The 23166-nt window shown below is 63.9% G+C and carries 20 protein-coding genes; 10 read left to right on the forward strand and 10 right to left on the reverse strand.

Going from position 1 to position 23166, the window contains the following annotated elements; translation table 11 throughout:
* The first annotated feature begins 27 nt into the window (after window positions 1–27).
* The 8 genes from ACXJMY_RS06905 to ACXJMY_RS06940 all read left to right on the forward strand — a co-directional run bounded on the left by ACXJMY_RS06905 (window position 28) and on the right by ACXJMY_RS06940 (window position 7472).
* On the forward strand, window positions 28–453 hold the full coding sequence (locus ACXJMY_RS06905; protein ID WP_014490914.1) for an organic hydroperoxide resistance protein: 426 nt from the start codon (window positions 28–30) through the stop codon (window positions 451–453).
* Between the two features lie 176 nt (window positions 454–629).
* Window positions 630–1850 (forward strand): CaiB/BaiF CoA transferase family protein, encoded by a 1221-nt coding sequence (locus ACXJMY_RS06910; protein WP_456618559.1) that lies wholly within the window; start codon window positions 630–632, stop codon window positions 1848–1850.
* A 388-nt stretch (window positions 1851–2238) separates the two neighbouring features.
* Complete coding sequence (ugpB, locus tag ACXJMY_RS06915) at window positions 2239–3555, forward strand: sn-glycerol-3-phosphate ABC transporter substrate-binding protein UgpB (protein ID WP_456618560.1); 1317 nt, start codon at window positions 2239–2241, stop codon at window positions 3553–3555.
* 45 nt (window positions 3556–3600) lie between these two features.
* Window positions 3601–4482 (forward strand): sn-glycerol-3-phosphate ABC transporter permease UgpA, encoded by an 882-nt coding sequence (ugpA, locus tag ACXJMY_RS06920; RefSeq protein WP_456618561.1) that lies wholly within the window; start codon window positions 3601–3603, stop codon window positions 4480–4482.
* Window positions 4482–5330, forward strand: a complete 849-nt coding sequence (ugpE, locus tag ACXJMY_RS06925) for a sn-glycerol-3-phosphate ABC transporter permease UgpE (protein WP_456618562.1) — start codon at window positions 4482–4484, stop codon at window positions 5328–5330. The genes ugpA and ugpE overlap by 1 nt, the downstream gene beginning before the upstream one ends.
* Window positions 5331–5350: 20 nt before the next feature.
* The gene (locus tag ACXJMY_RS06930; protein WP_456618563.1) at window positions 5351–6439 is read left to right on the forward strand and encodes a sn-glycerol-3-phosphate import ATP-binding protein UgpC; all 1089 of its coding nucleotides are present in this window, start codon (window positions 5351–5353) and stop codon (window positions 6437–6439) included.
* Window positions 6440–6722: 283 nt separating this feature from the next.
* Window positions 6723–7148 (forward strand): Hsp20 family protein, encoded by a 426-nt coding sequence (locus ACXJMY_RS06935; protein WP_195801383.1) that lies wholly within the window; start codon window positions 6723–6725, stop codon window positions 7146–7148.
* Between the two features lie 51 nt (window positions 7149–7199).
* Window positions 7200–7472, forward strand: coding sequence for a BQ00720 family protein (locus ACXJMY_RS06940; RefSeq protein ID WP_007598581.1), 273 nt, complete (start codon window positions 7200–7202; stop codon window positions 7470–7472).
* 312 nt (window positions 7473–7784) lie between these two features.
* Here ACXJMY_RS06940 and ACXJMY_RS06945 read toward each other — a convergent pair whose 3' ends face one another.
* The 10 genes from ACXJMY_RS06945 to ACXJMY_RS06990 all read right to left on the reverse strand — a co-directional run bounded on the left by ACXJMY_RS06945 (window position 7785) and on the right by ACXJMY_RS06990 (window position 21847).
* Entirely contained in the window at window positions 7785–11843 is a 4059-nt protein-coding gene (locus tag ACXJMY_RS06945; RefSeq protein ID WP_456618564.1) for a two-partner secretion domain-containing protein, read from the reverse strand.
* The gene (locus tag ACXJMY_RS06950) at window positions 11791–13479 is read right to left on the reverse strand and encodes a ShlB/FhaC/HecB family hemolysin secretion/activation protein (protein ID WP_456618565.1); all 1689 of its coding nucleotides are present in this window, start codon (window positions 13477–13479) and stop codon (window positions 11791–11793) included. Before ACXJMY_RS06950 ends, ACXJMY_RS06945 begins: the two co-directional genes overlap by 53 nt.
* A gap of 322 nt (window positions 13480–13801) precedes the next feature.
* Window positions 13802–14263, reverse strand: a complete 462-nt coding sequence (gene ptsN, locus ACXJMY_RS06955; protein ID WP_456618566.1) for a PTS IIA-like nitrogen regulatory protein PtsN — start codon at window positions 14261–14263, stop codon at window positions 13802–13804.
* Between the two features lie 230 nt (window positions 14264–14493).
* The gene (gene hpf, locus ACXJMY_RS06960) at window positions 14494–15093 is read right to left on the reverse strand and encodes a ribosome hibernation-promoting factor, HPF/YfiA family (protein ID WP_456618567.1); all 600 of its coding nucleotides are present in this window, start codon (window positions 15091–15093) and stop codon (window positions 14494–14496) included.
* Between the two features lie 156 nt (window positions 15094–15249).
* Entirely contained in the window at window positions 15250–16863 is a 1614-nt protein-coding gene (gene rpoN / locus ACXJMY_RS06965; protein ID WP_456618568.1) for an RNA polymerase factor sigma-54, read from the reverse strand.
* 91 nt (window positions 16864–16954) lie between these two features.
* Entirely contained in the window at window positions 16955–17941 is a 987-nt protein-coding gene (gene lptB / locus ACXJMY_RS06970; RefSeq protein WP_456618569.1) for an LPS export ABC transporter ATP-binding protein, read from the reverse strand.
* Between the two features lie 223 nt (window positions 17942–18164).
* Window positions 18165–18896, reverse strand: a complete 732-nt coding sequence (locus ACXJMY_RS06975; protein WP_456618570.1) for an LptA/OstA family protein — start codon at window positions 18894–18896, stop codon at window positions 18165–18167.
* Between the two features lie 5 nt (window positions 18897–18901).
* Window positions 18902–19630, reverse strand: coding sequence for an LPS export ABC transporter periplasmic protein LptC (gene lptC / locus ACXJMY_RS06980; protein WP_456618571.1), 729 nt, complete (start codon window positions 19628–19630; stop codon window positions 18902–18904).
* A gap of 157 nt (window positions 19631–19787) precedes the next feature.
* The gene (locus tag ACXJMY_RS06985) at window positions 19788–20402 is read right to left on the reverse strand and encodes a ribonuclease D (protein ID WP_456618572.1); all 615 of its coding nucleotides are present in this window, start codon (window positions 20400–20402) and stop codon (window positions 19788–19790) included.
* Between the two features lie 119 nt (window positions 20403–20521).
* The gene (locus tag ACXJMY_RS06990) at window positions 20522–21847 is read right to left on the reverse strand and encodes a UbiA family prenyltransferase (protein ID WP_456618573.1); all 1326 of its coding nucleotides are present in this window, start codon (window positions 21845–21847) and stop codon (window positions 20522–20524) included.
* 437 nt (window positions 21848–22284) lie between these two features.
* Here ACXJMY_RS06990 and ACXJMY_RS06995 point away from each other — a divergent pair, with 437 nt between their 5' ends.
* Both ACXJMY_RS06995 and ACXJMY_RS07000 read left to right on the forward strand, forming a co-directional pair.
* Complete coding sequence (locus ACXJMY_RS06995; RefSeq protein ID WP_456618574.1) at window positions 22285–22704, forward strand: hypothetical protein; 420 nt, start codon at window positions 22285–22287, stop codon at window positions 22702–22704.
* Window positions 22704–23166: hypothetical protein (locus ACXJMY_RS07000; protein WP_456618575.1), on the forward strand; the 463-nt coding region annotated here is incomplete at its 3' end. The genes ACXJMY_RS06995 and ACXJMY_RS07000, both read left to right, overlap by 1 nt.

The following is a 23166-nucleotide window of genomic DNA, read 5'->3' on the forward strand; positions in this document are numbered from 1 at the left end:
CCAACCGGAAGACCCGAGGAGACGAAAATGTCCGTGAACGTCCTCTACAAGACCAGTGCCAAGGCCACCGGCGGCCGCGACGGCCATGCGGCAACGCTCGACGGCGCGCTCGACGTCAAGCTCACCACGCCGAAGGAGCTCGGCGGCGGCGGCGGCGCCGGCAACAATCCCGAACAGCTGTTTGCGGCCGGCTATGCCGCCTGCTTCATCGGCGCGATGAAGTTCGTGGCCTCGCAGGGCGGACCGAAGGTCCCGGCTGACGCCTCGGTGACCTCGACGGTCGGCATCGGCCCGCGCTCGGCCGGCGGATTCGGCCTCGACATCGATCTCGCCGTCTCGCTGCCGGGCCTTGCCCGCGCCGAAGCCGAGGCCCTGGTCGAGAAGGCCCACCAGGTGTGCCCCTATTCCAACGCCACCCGCGGCAATGTCGACGTTCGCCTGACGGTCGTCTGATCGGAAGAGCGGATCGGCTGGCCCAAGATCCCCCTTGGGCCGGCCATTCCCGTTGATTTGCCACGCCGCGGGATTGCCCCGCGACCGTGCATGCGGCCCCACGCCCGGGGCCATTGCTGGCTTGGGCGAACCTCGCTAGGCCTGTGATCTATGATCGACACAGGGGAAGCGAAGGCATGAGTTCTGAAGCCGCGGGTTCTGAAGCCGTTTTGGGCGCAATGAGCGGACTGCGCGTCATCGATCTCACGCGCGTGCTCGGTGGTCCCTACTGCACCCAGATTCTCGCCGACCACGGCGCCGACGTGATCAAGGTCGAGCCGCCGGCGGGCGACGAGGTGCGCGACTGGGGCCCTCCCTTCCACGAGGAGGACGCGGCCTATTTCGTCGGCATCAACCGCAACAAGCGCTCGATCGGCCTCGACCTCGCCTCCGAGGGCGGCCGTGTCGTGCTGCTCAAGATGCTGGAGACGGCCGACGTCCTGATCGAGAATTTCAAGCCGGGCACGCTGGAGAAGTGGGGCATCGGCAACGACGTGCTGAGCAAGAAATTCCCGCGCCTGGTGCATTGCCGGATCTGCGGCTTCGGCGCCGACGGTCCGCGCGGCGGCAATCCCGGCTACGACGCCATCATCCAGGCCATGACCGGCATGATCGCGGCGACCGGCTCGCCCGAGAGCGGCCCAATGCGGATCGGCGTGCCACTGGTCGACATCACCACCGGGCTCTATGCGGCGATCGGCATCCTGATGGCGCTGTCGGAGCGGCAGCGCTCGGGCAAGGGCCAGTTCCTGGAGACGACGCTGTACGAGACCGGCCTCGCCATCATGCATCCGCACACCGCGAACTATTTCATGCATGGCAAGCCGCCCGGCCTCACCGGCAACGAGCACCCCAACCTCGTGCCTTACGCGATCTTCCCGACCAGGACCGACAACATCTTCATCGGCGTCGGCAATGACGGCACCTTCCGCAAGCTCGCCAAGGAGATCGGCAAGCCCGAGCTCGGCACCGACCCGCGCTTCGCCCGCAACAAGGATCGCATCGCCAATCGCGAGGCACTGCGCGCCGAGCTCGCCGCCGTGTTCAGCCAGCACGAGGCCGAGCCGCTGTGCAATCGCCTGCTCGCCGCCGGCCTGCCCGCCGGCCCGGTGCAGAAGATCGACCAGGCGTTGACCAATCCGCACACGATCCACCGCGGCGATATTATCGAGAAGGATTGGTACAAGGGCGTCGCCTCGCCGATCCGGCTCGATCGCAGCAAGCCGAGCCTGCGCCGCCTGCCGCCGAAATTCAGCCAGCACTCCCAGGAGGTGCTGGGCGAGTTCGGATATTCCAAGGCCGAGATCGACGCGATGGTCGAGAAGGGCGTGGTCTGCGGGCCCGAGCGCAAGCGCTAGGCGATCAGACGTAATCGAGCGGCAGCGCAGGTGCGCTCCCTCCCCCGCTTGCGGGGGAGGGCTGGGGAGAGGGTGCCTCCGCAGTGAGATTCCCCCAGAGGATAGAACCCTCACCCGGCGCTACGCGCCGACCTCTCCCGCAAGCGGGAGAGGTTTTCGAGCCCGCGGGCCGAGCGTCAACCTCACTCTAGCGATGCCGCACTGCGGCGCGGGCACGCATGTGCACCGCGAACGGATGCGGCCGCACGCTCCGCCTTCGCCTAATTGACGGCTTCCCTTTTCCAGCGCTTGCCGCTTTCGTTTCGGCCGCATACACAGTCATGTGAACGTCATATGGCGCTGCTAGCGCAAGCGCTTCTTTATTGACGGCCCAAGGGAGGTTTACTTGATGGCTCTTCGACACTTTGGAGCGGCTGCCGCTGTTGCAGCCATGGTTGGCTTGGGCGCGTCGCCGGCCTTGGCCGTGACTGAAATCCAGTGGTGGCACGCGATGACCGGCGCCAACAACGACGTCATCGTCAAGCTCGCCACCGACTTCAACGCGTCGCAGGCCGACTACAAGGTGATCCCGACCTACAAGGGCAACTATCCCGACACGATGAACGCCGGCATCGCGGCGTTCCGCGCCGGCAACGCGCCGCACATCATGCAGGTGTTCGAAGTCGGCACCGCGACCATGATGGCTGCGACCGGCGCCGTGAAGCCGGTCTACAAGCTGATGGCCGACGCCGGCGAGAAGTTCGATCCCAAGATCTACCTGCCCGCCATCACYGGCTACTATTCGACCTCGAAGGGCGAGATGCTGTCGTTCCCCTTCAACTCGTCCTCGACCGTGATGTGGGTCAATCTCGACGAGCTCAAGAAGGCCAATGTCGAGATTCCGAAGACCTGGCCTGAAGTGTTCGAGGCCGGCAAGAAGCTGAAGGCGGCCGGTCACGACACCTGCGGCTTCTCCGGCTCCTGGATCACCTGGGTCAATCTCGAGCAGCTCTCCGCCTGGCACAACGTGCCGCTGGCCAGCAAGGCCAACGGCCTCGACGGCTTCGACACCGTGCTGGAGTTCAACGGACCGCTCCAGGTCAAGCATCTCGAAAACCTGGTCGAGCTCCAGAAGACCAAGGTCTATGACTATGCCGGCCGCACCAACACCGGCGAAGGCCGCTTCACGTCGGGCGAATGCCCGATCTACCTGACCTCGTCGGCGTTCTTCGGCAACGTCAAGGCGCAGGCCAAGTTCAACTTCACCGCCGTGCCGATGCCGTATTATCCGGACGCCAAGGGCGCGCCGCAGAACTCGATCATCGGCGGCGCCTCGCTGTGGGTGATGGGCGGCAAGTCGGCCGACGAATACAAGGGCGTCGCGAAGTTCCTGACCTTCCTCTCGGACACCGATCGCCAGGTCTATATCCACAAGGCCTCGGGCTATCTGCCGATCACCAAGGCGGCCTATGCCAAGGCGAAGGAAGAGGGCTTCTACAAGGACCAGCCCTATCTCGAGACCCCGCTGCTGGAGCTGACCAACAAGGAGCCGACCGAGAACTCGCGTGGCCTGCGCCTCGGCAACATGGTTCAGCTCCGTGACGTCTGGTCGGAAGAGATCGAGCAGGCGCTGGCCGGCAAGAAGACCGCCAAGCAGGCGCTCGACGCCGCCGTCGAGCGCGGCAACACGATGCTGCGGCAGTTCGAAAAGACCGCCGTAAAATAAGGCGAAGGCGCCGGCAGACCACACGGCCTGCCGGCGCCGCCCATCATGCAAAAGCAAGCCATTTTTCAATCGAAGCTATTGCCCTACGCGCTGGTTGCGCCGCAGCTCGCGATCGTCCTGATTTTCTTTTACTGGCCTGCCCTGCAGGCGGTGATCCAGTCCTTCCTGCTCCAGGATGCCTTTGGTCTGTCGAGCACCTTTGTCTGGTTCGAGAATTACATCGAGCTGTTCAAGGACCCCGCCTATTTCGAGGCGATCGTCCGGACCTTCTTCTTCTCGTTTGCGATCGCCGTGTCGTCGCTGTCGTTCGCGCTGCTGCTCGCCGTGATGGCGGACAAGCCACTGCGCGGCTCGATGCTCTACCGCACGCTGCTGATCTGGCCCTATGCGGTCGCGCCGCCCGTCGTCGGCGTGCTCTGGATCTTCATGCTGCATCCCTCGCTCGGCGTGCTGTCGCGCTATCTGCGCGGCCTGGGCGTCGACTGGAATCCGCTGCTCGACGGCAACCAGGCGGCTGCACTGATCATCCTCGCCGCGGCGTGGAAGCAGATCTCCTATAATTTCCTGTTCTTCCTCGCCGGCCTGCAAGCCATCCCGAAGAGCGTGCTCGAGGCCGCCGCGATCGACGGCGCGCGCCCGATGCGGCGGTTCTGGACCGTGACCTTCCCGCTGCTGTCGCCGACCATCTTCTTCCTGCTGGTCGTCAACATCGTCTACGCCTTCTTCGACACCTTCGGCATCATCGACACCATGACCCGCGGCGGTCCCGGAACATCGACGGTCACGCTGGTCTACAAGGTCTATTCCGACGGCCTGCTCGGCGGCAATCTCGGCAGCTCCGCGGCGCAGTCGGTGATCCTGATGGTCATGGTCATCGTGCTGACGGGAATCCAGTTCCGCTTCGTCGAACGCAAGGTGACCTACTGATGGTCGAGGAAGAGGGCTTTCGACGCTACGTCGCCCACGCCATTCTCTGGATCGGGATCGCGATCGTCGCATTCCCGGTCTACATCGCAATCGTCGCCTCGACCCAGGACAACGCGCTGATCGCGAACGGGCAGATGTCGCTGCTGCCGGGCGGCCATTTCTTCGAGGTCTACTACCAGACCATCTTCGTCGGCACGAGCGGCTCGACCCGCGAGCCGGTCGGCAACATGATGCTGAACTCGCTGGTGATGGCGCTGGCGATCGCGATCGGCAAGATCGCGATCTCGATCATCTCGGCCTATGCGATCGTGTATTTCCGCTTTCCATTCCGGATGGCGATCTTCTGGATCATCTTCATCACGTTGATGCTGCCGGTCGAGGTCCGCATCTATCCGACCTACAAGATCGTCGCCGATCTGCACATGCTCGACAGCTATGCCGGCCTGTCGCTGCCGCTGATCGCGTCGGCCACCGCGACGCTGCTGTTCCGCCAGTTCTTCATGACCGTGCCGGACGAACTGCTGGAGGCCTCGCGCATCGACGGCGCCGGCCCCTTGCGGTTCTTCTGGGATACGCTGCTGCCGCTGTCGCGCACGAACATGGCGGCGCTGTTCGTGATCCTGTTCATCCTCGGCTGGAATCAATATCTCTGGCCGCTGCTGATCACCACCCGCGACGACATGCAAACCATCCAGGTCGGCATCCGCAAGATGATCACCACCACCGACGCGCTGACTGAATGGCCGATCGTGATGGCGACCGCCGTGCTCGCCATGCTGCCGCCGGTGTTCGTCGTCGTCGCCATGCAGAAATTGTTCGTGCGCGGACTGGTCGAGACTGAGAAGTAGGTTTTTAGAAGTGAGTTTTCATGGCTAACGTCACCCTGCGCAACGTCCGCAAGACCTATCCCGGCGGCTTCGAGGCCATCAAGGGCGTCGACGTCGATGTCGGCGACGGGCAGTTCTGCGTGCTGGTCGGCCCAAGCGGCTGCGGCAAGTCGACATTGCTTCGCATGGTCGCGGGGCTGGAGACGGTGACCGGCGGCGAGATCGACATCGGCGGCCGGGTCGTCAACCAGATCGAACCCGCCGACCGCGACATCGCGATGGTGTTCCAGAACTACGCGCTCTATCCGCATATGAGCGTCTTCAACAACATGGCCTACGGCCTGCGCAACCGCGGCATGGCGGAGGCCGAGGTCAAGACCCGCGTCGACGAAGCCGCGCGCGTGCTCGAGCTCACACCGATGCTGGAGCGCAAACCGCGCCAGCTCTCCGGCGGCCAGCGCCAGCGCGTCGCGATGGGCCGCGCCATCGTGCGCCAGCCAAAAGTGTTCCTGTTCGACGAACCGCTGTCGAATCTGGATGCGAAACTGCGCATCGCGATGCGCGTCGAGATCCGCAAATTGCAGCGTCGGCTGAACACGACGTCGATCTATGTCACCCACGACCAGCTCGAGGCGATGACGCTCGCCGACATCCTCGTGGTGATGAACGGCGGCCAGGTCGAGCAGATCGGCAATCCGCTCGCCATCTACGAGAGGCCGGCGACGACCTTCGTCGCCTCCTTCATCGGCGCGCCGCCGATGAATCTGATGTCGACGCGCGCCGATGAAATCAAATCGCAGCTGGGCGGCGGTGGTGCAGCCGAGGCCGGCATCCTCGGCATCCGCCCGGAGGACTTCGTCATCACCGACCAGACCCCGGCCGGCGGTGTCGCACTTCCGCTGACCGTGGAAGCGATCGAGCGCGTCGGCGCCGAGACCTTCGTCTACGGTTCCCGCGAGCAGGAGGACCAGCGCGTCTCCGCCACGCCCGGCGAGCTGCCGCCCGGCGAGGTCATCGTCCGCATTCCCGGAACCGAGGCCCCCGCCATCGGCGCGAAGATCCGCGTCGCGGCGGTACGGGCGAAACTGCACCTGTTCAGCGGCGACGGGCGGACGCGGCTCGAGGCCTGACCGGTTCCGCCGGGCCCGCCGACAAAAAACGCAAAAACAACCCCATGCACAGTAGAACGGGGTTTGATTTCATTGAGATAAATCGCCCGTCAGATTCGTCATGCCCGGGCTTGTCCCGCCATGACGATCCAGAGGCATTTCGGGCGACGGCGGGCAGATCGCCAATCCACAGGCCCCCGGCTAGCTCCTTGAACCCACACGGGGATATGACCATATTGCTGACCAAGGGGCGCCGTTCAGGGCCCTGAAATGCCAAAGTCGCTTCGAGAGGACTTTGTAAACTATGTCCCGTGTTCCCACGTTATCCAGTCCGTTCCTTCTGGGCTTCGACGAGATCGAGCGCGTGCTCGATCGGGTCGTCAAAGGCGCCGACGGTTACCCTCCCTACAATATCGAGCGGTGCAGCGGATCGGACGGCCAGCCCGAGCGGTTGCGCATCACGCTGGCGGTCGCTGGATTCACCCGCGATCAACTCGATGTAACCATTGAGGAAAACCAGCTCGTGATCCGCGGGCGGCAGCAGGACGACAAGGCCCGGCAATACATCCATCGCGGCATCGCCGCGCGCCACTTCCAGCGCACCTTCGTGCTGGCGGAGGGGATGCTGGTGCTGGGTGCGGATCTGAAGAACGGGCTGTTGTCGATCGATCTTGCCCGGCCTGAACCGGAGAGGATCGTTAAGACAATCGCTATCAATGAGCACGAATAATGGAACGAGTAGCGGACTCGACCGCTTAGTTTCTGTGAAGGAGTCGAGACCATGAGTGAAGGTCACGTTGCGTTCGAATACGAAGCCAAGAATGTCTCTCCGGAGACGCTGGCAACCCTCGGCGAAGGCCATATCGCCTATGTGAAGCAGATCCGCTCCGAGGATGTGCCTGGGCTGTTTCCCGAGGCTCCGAAAATTGCGCCGGGCCTGAAGCTGTTCGCGCTCCATGCCGCCGACGGCACGCCGATCATGTTGACCGACAGCCGCGAAGCCGCGATCGCCAACGCCTGGAGCAACGAGCTGCAAGCGGTGAGCGTGCACTGAGCGCACGCGCGTCGCACGGATAGAGATACAAGCGGGCATGCCTTCGCAGGGAGGCGTGCCCGTTTTGCTTTGGTCTCACCACTCGTAACGCAGGATGCCCTTGCCGGAGTTGCTGCGCGTGAGTTTCGAGGACTCACCTTCGAACGTCGCATGTGGTAGCTGCCCGCGCTCAGCGCGGTCGCAGCCGCGCTGCCCCAGCCGAGCGTGACGCGATCGCGAGGGACGAGGGCATGGCGCTACCGCGCGCAGCGCCACCTGAGGGCACGCTTGCATGACACACATGCGGACATTCGCGCTCTCGTCCACCTCGCTTCAATGAGCTGCGTCCTGCGTTCGGCAGGGTTGTCCGCCGTTGCCGCCGTCCTGGCATCGTGCAGTCCTGAACGTGATCAGGCCCGCGGCCCGATCCGCGCCGGAGACGGACGCCACAATCTCAAGCGGGACCGCAGCATTTCGTCCGACATCCAGCGCGGGATTGGGCGCCATTGTGCCACAGATCCCGCTACCGCCGGCCCCATAGGACGAGCATGTGATGACATCCGACCTCATCGTGATGTCGGCCGTCGCCGTAGCCGTCGTGTTGCCGAGAATGTAGTTGCCTCCATCGGCCCCGCCAAGCGTCAGGCCGGTGATGTCGACCGCCTTGTTCCGGCCGACCATAGGATCCGTGAAGTTACCGATCGATGTCGCTACCGTCACGACGTCGCCCGCAATCATGCCGACGAACTTTGCCGCCGAGGTGTCGAGGGTCGCCATCGTCGTGCCGTCGAAGCTCTTGTTGAGCGCGGTGATGCCGGTGATCGCGGATATCGTCGCGCGATTGATCGTCAACGTGCCGTCGGCCCAGGTGATCGCGTAGTTCTGTGCCGAAAGTCCCGATGCGCCAATGCTGTAATGTCCGGCATTACGAGCACCCTGTGCGCTTCCGCCATACACCACGGTTCCCGACAGAACCGACGCATCCTCACCGTTCACAAATCCGGAGTACGTGATCCCGTTGCCACCGCCAAAGCGCGTGCCATCGTAGATCCTGGACGCGTCGTTGGCGGCGATGGTCAGCGGCGCCTTGTTGACGATGAGCGTGCCGCTGCCGTAGTCGAGCCAGGTGGCTCCGCTGCTGCTGGATACGTTCAGCACGTTGGGTGCCGCATACGCGTAAGACCCCGCGCTGGTCCGCGTCGTGACCGCGCTCCCCCAGGCCAGAGATACGTTGCCGGTCCCGACGCCGTCGAGCACGATGCCGGATATGGAGGGGTTGGCGTCGCCATAGGTCTTGGTCGTATCGCCGGATAGCCGGACATAATTGTCGTAGAATGTGCCGCCGAACGAGCGCAGCATCATGTTGCCGTTGTTTTCTCCAACTCTCGACTTCCCCCAGACACCGCTAAAATCCCAACCTGCGTCAATGAAGGTAAAAGGATTGGTGACGTCTGCCGAACTCCCGCCGAATATGCCTGAATAGGTTCCATCCAGGGGCACTCCCACCGTTTCGCTCTCCGCGCGGCGCGCGGATGTGGTCGCAATCGCGTAAGCGTTTCGCACAGTACCGAAATTGTTGACCCCGATCAGTCCGCCGATCGCCGTGTCTCCGGATACATGGGTCAGCGCGTAGACGTCCTGGACGGTACTCCAATCATTCCAACCGACGAGTCCGCCTACGTAGTAGCTTCCGTTGATGTCCCCGGTGACATAGGAGTTCCGCAAGATGCTGCCGTTGGTGCTCCGGCCGATCAAGCCTCCGGTGGAGAAGCTTCCTTTGACCGAGACGTCTCGCAAGCCAACATTCTCGATCAAGCTGCCGTTTGTCATGCCGAACAAGCCAACTTGTTCGGCGGCGGGGCGATTGATCACGAGACCTGAGATGGTGTGATTGCCGCCGTCGAATGTTCCGTAGAAATTGTAGGCGATCGAGCCCACCGGTGAAAACCCGGTGCCCGCAAGGCTGCTCGTGGCCCACATATCGGAGCGACTGCCGTCGGTCAGGACTGCGAAATCGAGATTGTTGGCAAGGACGAAGCTGCCCCTGAGATTCATCTCCATCAATTGAAGCTGATGAGTGTTTCGGATGATCGTCGAATATTCGGAGCGCAGGAAGGGCCGGGTATAGCCATGGATCCCGTACCAGTGCCCCCAAGGCACTGCGGGCCAGAAGGAGAAGCCGGGATAGCTTTGGTGCAGAAGCGCGCTCGCCGTGGTCAAGCCGGTCGCCGAACAACTGCCAAGGTTTGTGGCRCACCCCGTCGACACACCGGTGGTCTCGATATCCCAGTAGCTTCTGTCCAGCGTACCGCTGGCGCTGTTGTATCCGATCAGTCCGCCGGTATCGGCAGAACTGCCGCCGGAGAGCTTGCCGGTCGCGTAGGACTGAACGACCGCGCCGTCATTGTACCCGACCAGCCCTCCCACATAGGCACCGCCAGTTACGTCGCCGGTCGAATAGACGTAGGTCGCGGTGGAATTTGCGCCGAGATACCCGATCAGGCCACCGACGTGAGACGAGCCGCTGACGCGTCCCTCTGCGTAGGAATCGCTGACTGCGCTGAGGTTGTCGACGTTGCCGGCGAGCCCACCGACATGACTGCCGCTTCCCGTGACGACGCCGGTCGCAAACGACGCGGTCACGAGCGAGTAGCTGGCGTAGCCCAGCAGCCCCCCGACGGAATCATTGCCGATGATCGTACCGTTCGCATCAGCGTGATTGATGGTGGTGGAATTCGCCGCCCCGACCAGAGCCCCGACCGAATTATTGCCAATGATCGATGCATTGCTCAGGCTGACGTTGCCAATCATGATCGCGCCGTTGGCATAGCCGAACAGACCGACGTAATTTTCCGAGGGGCGGTTAATGGAGAGCCCACTGACGACGTGCCCCAATCCCTCGAAGCTTCCCGAAAATGCGCTGCTGTTGTTTCCGACCGGTGCAAATCCGGCGCCCGAATTCCAGTTCCTCGTCACTGACGCATCAATGTCCGCCCCCAAGGCGTAACGACCGGACAGATCGGCATTCATGTTCTGAAGCGCGCTCACGTCCGTGATGACCTTGTAGGTGATCGGTCCCGCGCTCCCGTTCTGGGTCTGAAACAAGCTTCCCGCAGCGAGATTGATCGCGGAGTTGATGGTGTAGGTACCACTGCTGGTGGTCTGCGCGTATTGCAGAATCAGCCCATCGCTACCCGTCGTTCCCGTGGAGGTGAGCGATGCATTGACGATGATGTTGTTGTCGGCTCTCAGAGTGAGAACGTGCGAGCCCCAGACGACCGGCGAATTGACCGAGATGTCGCCCGGTTCGGTATCGCTGCTGGACGTCGTCACCGTTACATCGCCGCTCGCCAGCGCGGTCTGCAGGGCCGCCGCGTAATTGGCGTCGATGGTTATGTTCGAAGGATCGATCAGCCAGCGTCCGCCCAGCGTATCGACCTTCAGATCGGACGCGAGATTGACCTTGGCGGCGGAGGTTTCGACCGAGCGGGCCCGCAGCGTGCCGCCGGCGTTGACCTCGCCGTGCTTGGCATCGCCGAGCAGGAGGATGCGACCATTGCGGCTGCCGATGCTCGCGGCCTGCACCACGCCGGTGTTGTTGACGACGCCCTTCATGGCGTCGCTCGCACCCTTGGCGGTGAGGATGGCAACGCCGCCGTCGGCGCGGATCAGCCCCTTGTTCTCGACCAGGGTCTTGACGGTGGAGGCCTTGACCTCGACCGAGAGCAGGCCGTCGCCATTGAAGTCGAGCAGCACGTCGGTGCCGGCGGCGAGCGCCGTGCTGCCGGCGATGGTGCCGGAATTGCTGACGCTCGGCGAGATCAGCGCCACCACCTTGCCGGAGATGCTGCCCTCGTTGCTGATCGCGCCGCCGCTGCCGGTGAAATTGTAGCGGCCAGCCAGAAAATCCGCGTTGCTGATTCCGAGCGTGGAGGCGACGAAGCCACCGGTCTGCACGCTGCCGGTCTTGCCGATCGCAATGCCGTTCGGATTGATCAGGAACACTTGCCCATTGGCGCTGAGGCTGCCGAGGATTTTTGACGGGTCCTGGCCGACGACGCGGTTCAGCGCGACCGAGGAGGCGCCGGGCTGGTTGAAGGTCACGGAGTTGCCGGCGCCGATCGAAAAGCTCTGCCAGTTGGCGATCATCTTGTCGCTCGACTGGTTGATCGTCATGGCGTTGCCGGACTGGCTGATCGTGGCCTGTCCCGACACGACCTGGCCGCCGGTCGGCAGGGTCTGGGCCAGCGCCGGCGGCGTCAGCATCGTGGTCGCGGACAGAACGAGTGCGAGCCGCATCCGCGGCAGGGTCGATGTCATCGCGTGCCCCCTCGAAACATCAGAAGCGAATGCCGGCTTGCAGCCAGAACTGGTCGTTGGCCTTGACGCCATCGGCGTTCGCCCCGGTGATGATGGAACGGCCGGGATTGTCGCCCAGCGTATGGGCCCAGCTTGCCGAGACGTTCAGCCACTCGCGCGTCCAGCGCGCGGCGAGGCCGGCGCTGGCGAGCCCGTAATCATTGCAGCCGCAAACAGTGACCGGCGCGATGCCGTTCGGCGACACGTTGATCTTGACGTAGCCGCCGTCCAGGAAGCTCGCCAGTTGCAGGCTGCCGAAGCGCACAGGCAGCGGCGCGTTGTAGCGGAGCTCGAGCGTGCCGAGCACGCCCATGTCGCCGCGCGCCTCGCCGACGGGATAGCCGCGCACGCCGAACGGGCCGCCCAGCGCAAAGTCTTCCGAGGAATCGAGGTTCTTGTCGGCCCATTGCCCGTAGAGGCGGCCGAACAGCGCGAAGTCGCCGGGCAAGGCCTGAAGCCGGGCGACCGCGACATTGATCCGGTTGAACTGCCCTTGCGTCCGGAGTCCAGCCTGGTCTGCCGCGAGCGCGCTCGCCACGCGCGCGAGATCGAGATCGCCAAAAGTCCAGCTCACCGACCAGTTGGTGATGCCGCCGCCGAGCAGCGCGTCGCGTCGGTCGCCGTTGAGGCTGAGCGTGCCGGAGGTCGAGCGCTTGTCCTGGAGCGTTCCGGCGATGCTGTCGTCAACCAGCGCCTTCCAGGTCACGGTGCCGCCAAGCTGGAGGTTGAAATCGCGCGAGCGGATCAGGCTGTAGTCGACGCCGCCATTGGCGAAATGGGCAAAACCGGTGAGACCGAGGGCGCGGCCGATGGCGTCGATATTGTGGTAGTCGAGATAGGCGTAGCTCGCATTGGCAATGAAGCCGCTGGCGCCGAGCGGCACGCTCGTCGCCAGCGAGCCGAACTCCTGGCCTTGCGATACCGTGCCGGAGAGCCGCGTCAGGTCGCCGTAGCCGGAGACGTCGGTGAACGTCACCAGCCCGTTGCCCTGCGCCTTGCCCACGCTGGAGCTGCCGTAATTATCGGCCCAGATGCCGCCCCCGAGAACGGGCGCCTGCGCGACGCCGACGACGAGCTTGCTGGTGTTTGGCGCCTCGCCCGGCGCGAGCTTGGCATGCACCGACACGCCCGGCAGGTCGTTCATCCGCAACAGCGCGTCTTCCAGATCCTGCCGCGTCACGCCGTCCGGCTTGACGCGGCCCTCGATGATCGCGCGCAACAGGTCCTCACGCACGCGCACGCCCTTGGCGCGGTCGAGGCTGATGGTCTTGAGCCCGCCCTCCGCGATCTCGATGGTGACGATGCCGTTGGTGACGTCCTGGGGCGGCAGCAGCGCGCGCGCCAGCAACCGGCCGCGGCCCTGGAGCACGGCCGTCACCTGATCGGCCAGCGCATAGAGCCCCTTGATGCCGAGGCGCTTGCCGCGAACCGAGGCAACGAGCTGCTCGCGATCGGCCGGCGGCAGCAGCTCCACCTTGCCGGTGAAGCGAACGCCCTTCACGATGATGCGCTCGCCCCGGTCGGGGATCGCGGCGGGCGCCTGCTGCGGTCGAATCTCGTCAGGGGACGGCAGCCTTTCCTGCCGCTGCAACTCCTGCTGCCGCTGCATCTCGCGGAGCAGCGATCCGGCATCCTCCGCGACGGCCGGGACTGCGGTACCTGCTATCACTAGCCCCACCACAACAACCCTGCACTGCACCGCGCCAACCACTTTCATCCTACGGGCCCGACCTTCGGGCAATAGGTAACGACATCAGCGAAAGCGCAGGACGGCGCGTCGATTTAAACGCCACTTGCGTTCCTGGGCGTCTTTAGCGGACTCCGACATGGCGCGATGTGCCGGACGTCTCAAATGGGGAAATTTTTCGCGTTGTCTTGCCGGTCATTGCGAGATCACGACATCCCGCGCGCACGCTACGGCGATGGCCGGCGTACATTGGCAATTGCGTGGGTCGATTCCGCTTCTTGACGGGCGACGAGGAAAAGCGAAGTTACGCTGCGGTCGCCGGCGGCAGTGCGAGCACCGAATAGATCGCCTGGGCGTCGCGCGAGGCGCGGAGCTTCTTGGCGATGTCCTGGTCGCGGAGCAGGCGGGCGATGCGGGCCAGCGCCTTGAGGTGGTCGGCGCCGGCGCCTTCGGGGGCGAGCAGCAGGAACACGAGATCGACCGGCTGGCCGTCCATCGCCTCGAAATCGATCGGGCGATCGAGACGGGCGAACAGGCCAAAGATCTTTTCCAGCTTGGGCAGCTTGCCGTGGGGAATGGCGACGCCGTAACCGACCGCGGTGGTGCCGAGCTTCTCCCGCTGCAGCAGCACCTCGAAGACCGCGCGCTCGTTCTGCCCGGTCAGCTCGGCGGCCCTCGCCGCGAGCTCCTGAAGCGCCTGCTTCTTGCTGTTGACTTTCAATGCCGGGAGAATCGCCTCGGGCGCGACCAGATCGGTAATCGGCATGGATGGTTTCCGAGGTGAATTAAACCGTCAGGTTCCGAATTGGCCTGCTCGGTCAAACCGAGCCCGGCCGGCGTCAAGAAGGTGAAGCAGGAGGCGGACTTAGCCCAGGTCCAGGTACGTCCTGATGTGGGGCGCTTCTACTCCAACGCAATCCCGGTGCCAACTCCCGCGTGCGGCTTTGCCCCGGTCATTGTTAAGGGCTGCGGGTGCTACGGGGCCCCTGCGCGGGCCTAACTGCCCGATTTGGGGCCGGGCGGGTCGATCCAGCCCACATTGCCGTCAGCCCGACGGTAGATGATGTTCACCCGGCCGCTCGAGCCGTGCTGGAATACCAGGCAGGGCGCCCCGCTGAGGTCGAGTTCCATGACGGCCTCGCTGACCGACAGCATTTTGAGCGATGTGGTTGCCTCGGCGATGATCACGGGGTTGTAGCCGGCGACGTCGTCCTCGTCCTCGCCCTCGCCGGGCGCCTCCAGCACGTAGCTCGTGGCATCGAGCGCGGCCAGCGCCGCAGAGGCCACATGGGCCTTGCGGGCCGAGCGATCCTTGAGCCGGCTCTTGTAGCGCTTGAGCCGCTTCTCGATCATCAGCAGCGCCTGGTCGGCGCTGGCATAGGCGTCGGGCGCGTTGGAATCGGCCTCCAGCGTAATGCCGGAATCGAGATGCAGCGAGCAATCGGTGCGGAAGCCGAAGCCGTCCTTGCTCAGCGTGATGTGTCCGGAATAATTGCCGTCGAAATATTTGCGCAGCACCTCGTCGGTGCGGTCGGCCACGCGGCCGCGCAGGGCCTCGCCGACGCTGACGCTCTTACCCGAAACGCGGAGAGTCATGTGAACCTCGCTTGGTTAGGTTCTTGGCTGCGCATGATCCGTGCGGAGAACCGCTGCGCATTCTGCGTTCGCGCGCCCCTCCGGGTCCGGATCATGCGGGCGCATGGATCGGTCTCGATGGGAGATTGAGAGTAGCGCGATTTGGCGCCAGCGCAATCAGGCCGGCTCGGTGTTGCGGGAGCGATCGGACATTGCGGTCGAGAGGACGTTACCAAGAGCGCTCTGCTTGTCACGGCGGCGTTGCACCGAGGATGGAATGCGCATGGCTTCGCGGTACTTCGCGACCGTGCGGCGGGCAATATCAATGCCCGAGGCGCGTAACCGTTCCACGATGGTGTCGTCGGACAGAATCGCGGACGGTGCTTCCGAATCGATCAGCTGCTTGATGTGGTGGCGCACGGCTTCGGCGGAATGCGCCTCGCCGCCGTCGGCCGACGCGATCGAGGCGGTGAAGAAATATTTCAACTCGAAAGTACCGCGGTTCGTCGCCATGTACTTGTTGGCGGTGACGCGCGACACCGTGGATTCATGCATCTGGATGGCGTCGGCGACGGCCTTCAGATTGAGCGGCCGCAGATGCGCCACGCCATGGGTGAAGAAGCCGTCCTGCTGACGCACGATCTCGGTTGCAACCTTCAGGATGGTGCGGGCGCGCTGGTCGAGCGCACGCACCAGCCAGGTCGCGTTCTGGAGCGCGTCGGTGAAATAGGATTTGTCGCCGTCCTTGCCGATCTTCTTCGACAGCTCGGAATAGTAGGTCTGGTTGACCAGCACGCGCGGCAAGGTGTCGCTGTTGAGCTCGACGTGCCAGCCGCCGTCCGGACCCGGGCGGACATAGACGTCCGGCACCATCGCCTGCAAACGCGCCGAGCCGAACTTCATGCCGGGCTTGGGGTTGAGGCGGCGGATCTCGCCGATCATGTCGGCGATGTCCTCGTCGTCGACGCCGCAAACCTTGCGCAAGCCCGCGATGTCGCGCTTGGCGAGGAGATCGAGATGCTCGACCAGCGCCTGCATCGCCGGGTCGTAGCGGTCGAGCTCGCGCAGCTGGATCGCGAGACATTCACTCAAATTGCGCGCGCAGACGCCGGGCGGGTCGAATTTCTGCAGCACGGCGAGAACCTGCTCGACCTCCTGCTGCGAGGCGCCAAGCCGCTCGGCGGCCTGGCCGAGATCCGCCGGCACGTAGCCGGCTTCGTCGACGAGGTCGATCAAATACTGCCCGATCATGCGCTGCGCCGGCCCGCTGAAGGCCACCGAGAGCTGCTCGGCCAGATGATCGCCGAGGGTGGTTTCCGCCGCGACGAAGGCCTCGAGATTGTAGTCCTCGTCGCCGGAGGCGCCGCCGCCCCATTCCGTGTAGGTGGTCGGCGCGGCATCCTGGGCGGTGCGCGCCGCGGCCTCGGCCGGCTCCTCGGAAAAGACGTTGTCCAGGCCGGTGTCCAGGGTCTGCTCGATCTCGGCGCGGGTGCCGAGATCCTTGCTCATCCATTCTTCCTGGCCCGGCTCGAACGCCTCGCCCGGACCGCCACCCGGCTCGTCGTTGTGGCCGCCGTCGGAATCGTTGAACTGGCCGGCCTCGGCCGGGGCCTCGCCCGCGGGGGCCTCGTCATTGGCCCGCTCCAGCAGGGGATTACGCTCGAGTTCCTCTTCCACGAAGGTCGTGAGATCGAGATTGGACAATTGCAGCAGCTTGATCGCCTGCATCAACTGCGGCGTCATGACCAGCGACTGCGATTGCCGGAACTCTAATCTCTGCGTGAGCGCCATGAAGCAAGAACCGTTCCCAAAAAATTGGTCCGATTTTTGCTTATCCTAGTCCAAGCCCGATGTACACGCCTTGACGAATTCGAAAAAAGGGCTAGAGGCGGAATTCCTCGCCAAGGTACAGGCGGCGAACGTCCGGATCATTGACGATCTCATCCGGGCTGCCCTCGGTCAAGATTTCACCGGCATAGACGATATAGGCACGATCGGTGAGGCCGAGCGTCTCGCGCACGTTGTGGTCGGTGATGAGCACGCCGATGCCGCGATTGGTGAGATGGCGGACCAGGTCCTGAATGTCGCCGACCGCGATCGGATCGATGCCGGCGAAGGGTTCGTCGAGCAGCATGTAGTTCGGACGCGTCGCCAGCGCGCGCGCGATCTCGACGCGGCGGCGCTCGCCGCCGGACAGCGCGATCGACGGCGATTTACGCAGGCGGGTGATGTTGAACTCGTCGAGCAGCGCATCGAGCTGCTGCTCGCGCTTCTTGCGCGAGGGCTCGACCACTTCGAGCACGGCGCGGATGTTCTGCTCGACRGTGAGRCCGCGRAAGATCGASGCTTCCTGSGGMAGATAGCCGATRCCGAGTCGCGCGCGCTGATACATCGGCAGCTTGGTGACGTCGTGGCCGTCGAGCTCGATCGCGCCGCGATCGGCCTTGATCAGGCCGGTGATCATGTAGAACACGGTGGTCTTGCCGGCGCCGTTCGGACCGAGCAGGCCGACGGCTTCGCCGCGGCGGACATAGATGCTGACGCCGCGCACCACCTGGCGGCTGCCAAAGCTCTTTTCCACGCTATGCACAGCCAGGAAGCCCGGCCGCTTCAGGAGCTGCGGCCCGCCTGAGCCGTTGGTGCCGGCTTTGGCCGGTTGAGCCGGCGGCTGGCGCGGCCGCGGCGGCTCGGCGTGGAACTGGTCCGGCGCGTAGCCCGGCTGATCCCGGGCGACTGGGGCTGCGTCCCGCAGCGGGCTGGTCACCAGGCCGCCGACGCTGTCACCGAGCGAGGTAATGTCCTGACGTGCAAATCCTGGCCGGCCGCGCTTGGCGGGGCGCCGACGGAACATGCTGAAGAGATCGACCATCCCCGCCTTCTAGCCTTTCGCGAAGCTCGCGCGATTTGCCGCGCCGGCCTCAGGATTCGCCGACGCAGCATGAATTAAGGGATGTCTCATGCCCAGTGAAACACGCCCGAAAAGCGGCGAACCCCGCTTCGAAAGCCCTGCGCGCTAAATACAGTCTCGCCGGGCAAGCTTCAACCTCGGATCGGGGGCATCCAGATCAAGCCTTTGAACTTCCTTTTGAAATTTACTTCTTGCCGGCACCGGGCAATTGCAGGGGCGATCCCGCGCCGGGTTTGGCCGGAGCGCCCGGACTACCCGATCCGCAATCATTGCCGCCGCCCTGCGGCAGCAAGGCCTGCACCCTGCCGCTGTCGGACTCCACACGCGACACCCCGGTCGTCATGTCGACCGCCAGCCGGTCGCCGCGCAGCACGTTCTTGCACTGCGTCAAGACCACACCCCCAAGCATGGTGATGAGATTGGTCTTGGTGTCGAACACGGCGGTCTCGCCGGTCACGACCTGGTCCTTCTGGGTGACCACGACATTGCCGCGCGCCTCCAGCCGCTTGATCGAGGAGCTGCCACCCGGGCCCGGCGTCGCCGACTGCATCGGCGCCGACTTCGCGCCCTTTGCGGCCGCGGTTTGCGCAGCCGCGGGCTGCGGCGTCGCCGGCTTGTCGCCGCCGGATTCGTAGAACACCACCAGCGTCTTCGAGGTCATGGTGGTGTCGCCCTGCACGACCTTCACATTGCCGGAGAAGGTCGCCTCCTTCTTCTTGTCGCGCATCTCCAGCGAGGCGGCTTCGATCTGGATCGGCTGATCGCGGTTCTGCGAAAAGCCCTGCATCGCGTTGGGCACACCTTGCATCGTGCTCTGCGCGAGCGCCGCGCCCGTTGCCACCAGCGCGACGAGGAGCGCGGCCGCGCTGACGATGGCGCTCCGCTTGTGTTCGCTGCGCGGAAAAAAAGTCGTCATGAAACTCATCTTGAATTGGCAGACTTGTTCTGAAGCGTGCGCGTCTTTGCCGGCGGCGCGGGCTCGGCCGGCACAGGCTGGGCGGCGGCGGGATCATCCAGCTTGTCCAGGTGCATCACCACATTGCCCTCGAAGCGAATGAGATCGCCGCCTTCCGTGATTCGCAGCCGATCCGCCGTCAGCGTTCCGTTGGTCAGCTTGACGTCGACATGCTCGTCCGAAGTGACCGTGCCCTTGCCCATGTCGACGAAAGCCGAGTTCAGCCGCGCCTCATAGCCGGTCGAGGTGCGCAGGAAGATGTCCTTGTGCAGGTCGAGCTGCTGCTGCTTGTTGTCGAACCGGCCGGTGCGGGCATCGAGGAACAAGGTCGATTGATCTTCCATCAGCACCTTTGCGCGCAGATCCGCGAGATCGACATGATCGGGGTCGGTGATGTCCTGCGTTGCGGTCTTGGCCCAGAGCTCATAGGGCCGCTGGTCCGGCGTGAAGCCGGACATATGCGGCGACTCCATGGTGATCCTGGTGCCGGTCACCACGAGGTTTCCGGCGTCGAGCTTCAGGGGGATCTGGAAGGGGTTCAGAAAGGTCGAGACGGCGACGATCGAGGCCATCGCCACCACCACCGTCGCCGGCACCGCGATGCGCAGAATCCGCACCAGGCGGCTGTGGCGCGCCGCGCGGGCAAACCGCGCCGCAAGCGCGGCGTCATAGGTTGGGTAGTGGGCCGAATTCACCTGGGCTCCTGAGGTGTCGCTCGCCTTCTCGGGTCAAACGCGCCAATCGAAAGTGGCGCATTGTACCCGGCACCGCCGAATTATGCAGCCTGCGACAGGCCGTTACGAAAGTGTCCGAAACGGGGCGCCCGCCCCAGCCTAACGGCCGCCCGACGTGTCAGGAATGCGCGAAAATGTCCTCTTCCTCCCAGCCCTGGAGGTCGAGCATGGCGCGGGTCGGCAGGAAGTCGAAACAGGCCTTCGCGAGCCCCGTGCGGCCCTCCCGCACCAGCATGGCATCCAGCCGCTCGCGCAGGCCGTGCAGATGCAGCACATCGGAGGCGGCATAGGCAAGCTGCGGCTCGGTCAGGCTGTCGGAGCCCCAATCGCTGGACTGCTGCTGCTTGGAGAGGTCGACATTGAGCACCTCGCGCACGAGGTCCTTGAGGCCGTGGCGGTCGGTATAGGTGCGGGTCAGGCGGGAGGCGATCTTGGTGCAGTAGATCGGCCCGGTCATGACGCCGAAGGTCTGGTACAGCACCGCAACGTCGAACCGCGCAAAGTGGAAGATCTTGGTGATCGCGGGATTGGCCAGCAGCGCCTTCAGGTTCGGCGCGTCGGTGTGGCCCTTGGGGATCTGCACCACGTCGGCGCTGCCGTCGCCCGGCGAGAGCTGCACCACGCAGAGCCGGTCGCGATGCGGGTTCAGCCCCATGGTCTCGGTGTCGATCGCCACCGCTCCGGTGTAGCGTGTGAGGTCGGGCAGGTCGCCGCGATGCAGGCGTACGGTCATGGCGTTTCAAAACCTCGGGTCGAATCGGTAGCGTCGGCACAACAGGCTAATCGGGATTGTCCGCGATGTATCCACTGGCGGCGGGCTGCGCAAGCGCCGGAGCAGCGTTTTGCAGGCCGTCAGATCGCCAAGAGCATGATGCAGATCATCGCCGCCACGGTGATGCGGCTGGCGCCATCGCGGAAGGTGTAGATGATGGGATCGTCCGGCATCTCGCGGCGATGCGCCATCATCAGGGCGCGGCCGAACCAGTACAGCAGCAGCGGGTTCAGGAGCCACAGCATCCAGGGACGGCTGTACAGCGGGGTCACGGCGGACGAGGACACGTAGAGCGAGAACACCGTCACCGCGTTCATGGCGCTCGCAGCCGCCATCGCGGCGATGACGTGCAGGTCGGTGATCCTGTAGTCGCGGTTGGAGGGATCGGCCAGGCCCGCGCCCTGGCGCATGCTGAGCTCGCTGAAGCGCTTGATCAGCGCCAGCGCGGTGAACACGAACAGCGAGAAGATCAGCAGCCATTCCGACAGCACCACGCCGACGCCGACGGCGCCCGCGACGATGCGCAGCGTATAGAGGCCGGCGAGCGTCACCACGTCGACCAGCATCTTGCGCTTGAGCACGAGCGAATAGGCGATGGTGGTGACGAGATAGGCGGCGAGCACGCCGAGGAATACGGGCGAGATACAGAGGCTGGCTGCGACCGCGAACAGCCACAGCGCAGGGATCGCGAGCAGCGCCGACGAGATCGGCAGGTCACCGGCCGCGAGCGCGCGATGGCGCTTGGTCGGGTGCTGGCGGTCGGCTGCGAGATCGAGCAGATCGTTCATCAGATAGGCGCCCGAGGCGCAGGCCGAGAACGCCAGAAACGCCAGCAGCGCAGAGCCGAGCGTCGCCAAGCCCATCTGATGCGCCGTGATCGCCGGCACGAACACCAGCGTGTTCTTGGCGTATTGGTAGACCCGCAGCGCCTTCGCCCAGGTCTTCAGGGTGGCGCGGCTGCCGCTGCCTTCGCTGATGCGCGCGATCGAAGCGCGATCGAACGGCAGCTTGTCGGCCGCGACGAGATCCGCCGGCGTAACGACGCCGTCGAAGCCGAGATGCGCGGCAATGCCCGCGGCATGATCGGCGAAGCGCCCGGCGACCAGATAGATCTTCTCGCCCCGCGCCCGCGCCGCCAGCGCCTGGTTCAGCACGCCGGGATCATAGGGCAGATGGGCGTAGTCGATGTCGGCCTGCGCCAGAATAGCCGTGAGCGCTGCCATGCCCGGGCGTCCGCCCGCGCCGAAGCGGGCAAGCATGCGGCCGGGGCTGGAGAACAGCGCCTCCATCAGCAGTTCCGAGCGCAGCAGCGCGCCTTCGAGATCAATGACGAGGGTCCGGGCCGGCGCCGGGATGGCCGACGGCTCGGGCGCGCTAGACTCGTACTGCCAGGCAGGCTGCTCCATCCGAAAACGCTCTGACTTACCGCAACATGACCGGCCCAAAGGCCGGGGCGGCCGGGGAGCAGGGAAATGGACGGCCGCGAGCCTAGGGCAGCATTCGCTAAAGGCGGCTTAATTCGGTTTAGCGGGGTGGGTGCGGGATGTCCGCGAGCCGGACCGTCCAGACCGGCGCCGAGTCGCCGAATCATGCGAATTCAAGATGAATTCGAACCCGATTCTTGCCTATGGTTCGATTCGACTGCCTCGCTCCAGTTGTTAAAAACAATATTGACTAGGAGAGGACGAGCCATCTAGTTAGGCTTTGAAAAATCTACCCTTTTTCTACTTACCCAATCGACCACATCACACTAAGTTCTTCAACCTTTGGCTGCGGCATCTTTGCTTCCCACCTCGCAGCGTGTTTCAGTCATTCCTCGAGGGAAGCGCTTGAAATAGAAGTTATGAGCGACGACCTGATTAACCCGACGTTCAAGACCTTGAGAAGGCGGACCATCGAATTGGCGGCAACGACCTCTTGCAACGATCCGGATGCCGACGCGCTCATACTATTCTATGCTGCAGAATGCGGTCTCAAGGCCTTGTACATGTCGGTCAATTCGCTGAAATTGGCGTCCGACGACAATGGCGCTCGTGGTTCGGCGCGTTCATTTGGTCATCGATTAGATTATCTAATTGCAGAGTTGAAGATAGCGCCAAAAGATCTTCCAAGCAGACCATCGACTCTAAAACTCAAGTCTGGTGACGCGATCAATGTCCGACATCTCCATGAAGCGTGGAGATACGGCGACAAGATACAAATGCACGCTGACGTCGTAACGTGGTTAAAGTGCGTTTTGAAGTTTGTGCGTGAAAGGCTCTAATGACCGACGTAGCTGAAGAACAAGCAGAACGAGCACCTTCCGGACGGGAGCCGATCACGTGGATCGATGTCGCTCGTAAGCTTTCGACCTTGGAGCCAGTCTCGACAGAGTGGGACCAGCGACCGAAATGTCTTGTACGAGCACAGGTTGATTGGACGGGCATAATCCTTGAAGTCCAAAACAACGTGAATCAGGAAACCATCCTGAAGTGGTTGGCCAGCGTATTCCCATCCCGAGTGGAAAACGGTGCGAATGGTGCTTCGCCTTACTTGCGATTGGATGGCCCAGCATATGCCGAAAAGCTCCCAATTGAGATCGAAGTTCGCACTGACATTGATGGAGTTGCGCTCCCATTCCTGGGATCAATCGATTCGCGGATAAGCTTGGATGATAGCCCCTATCGTCCGCATTCTCTCAGTGTTCCCATTGTCGCCTGTCACTCCGTAAAGGGCGGAACTGGCC

This window comes from Bradyrhizobium sp. P5_C12 (assembly GCF_054049735.1).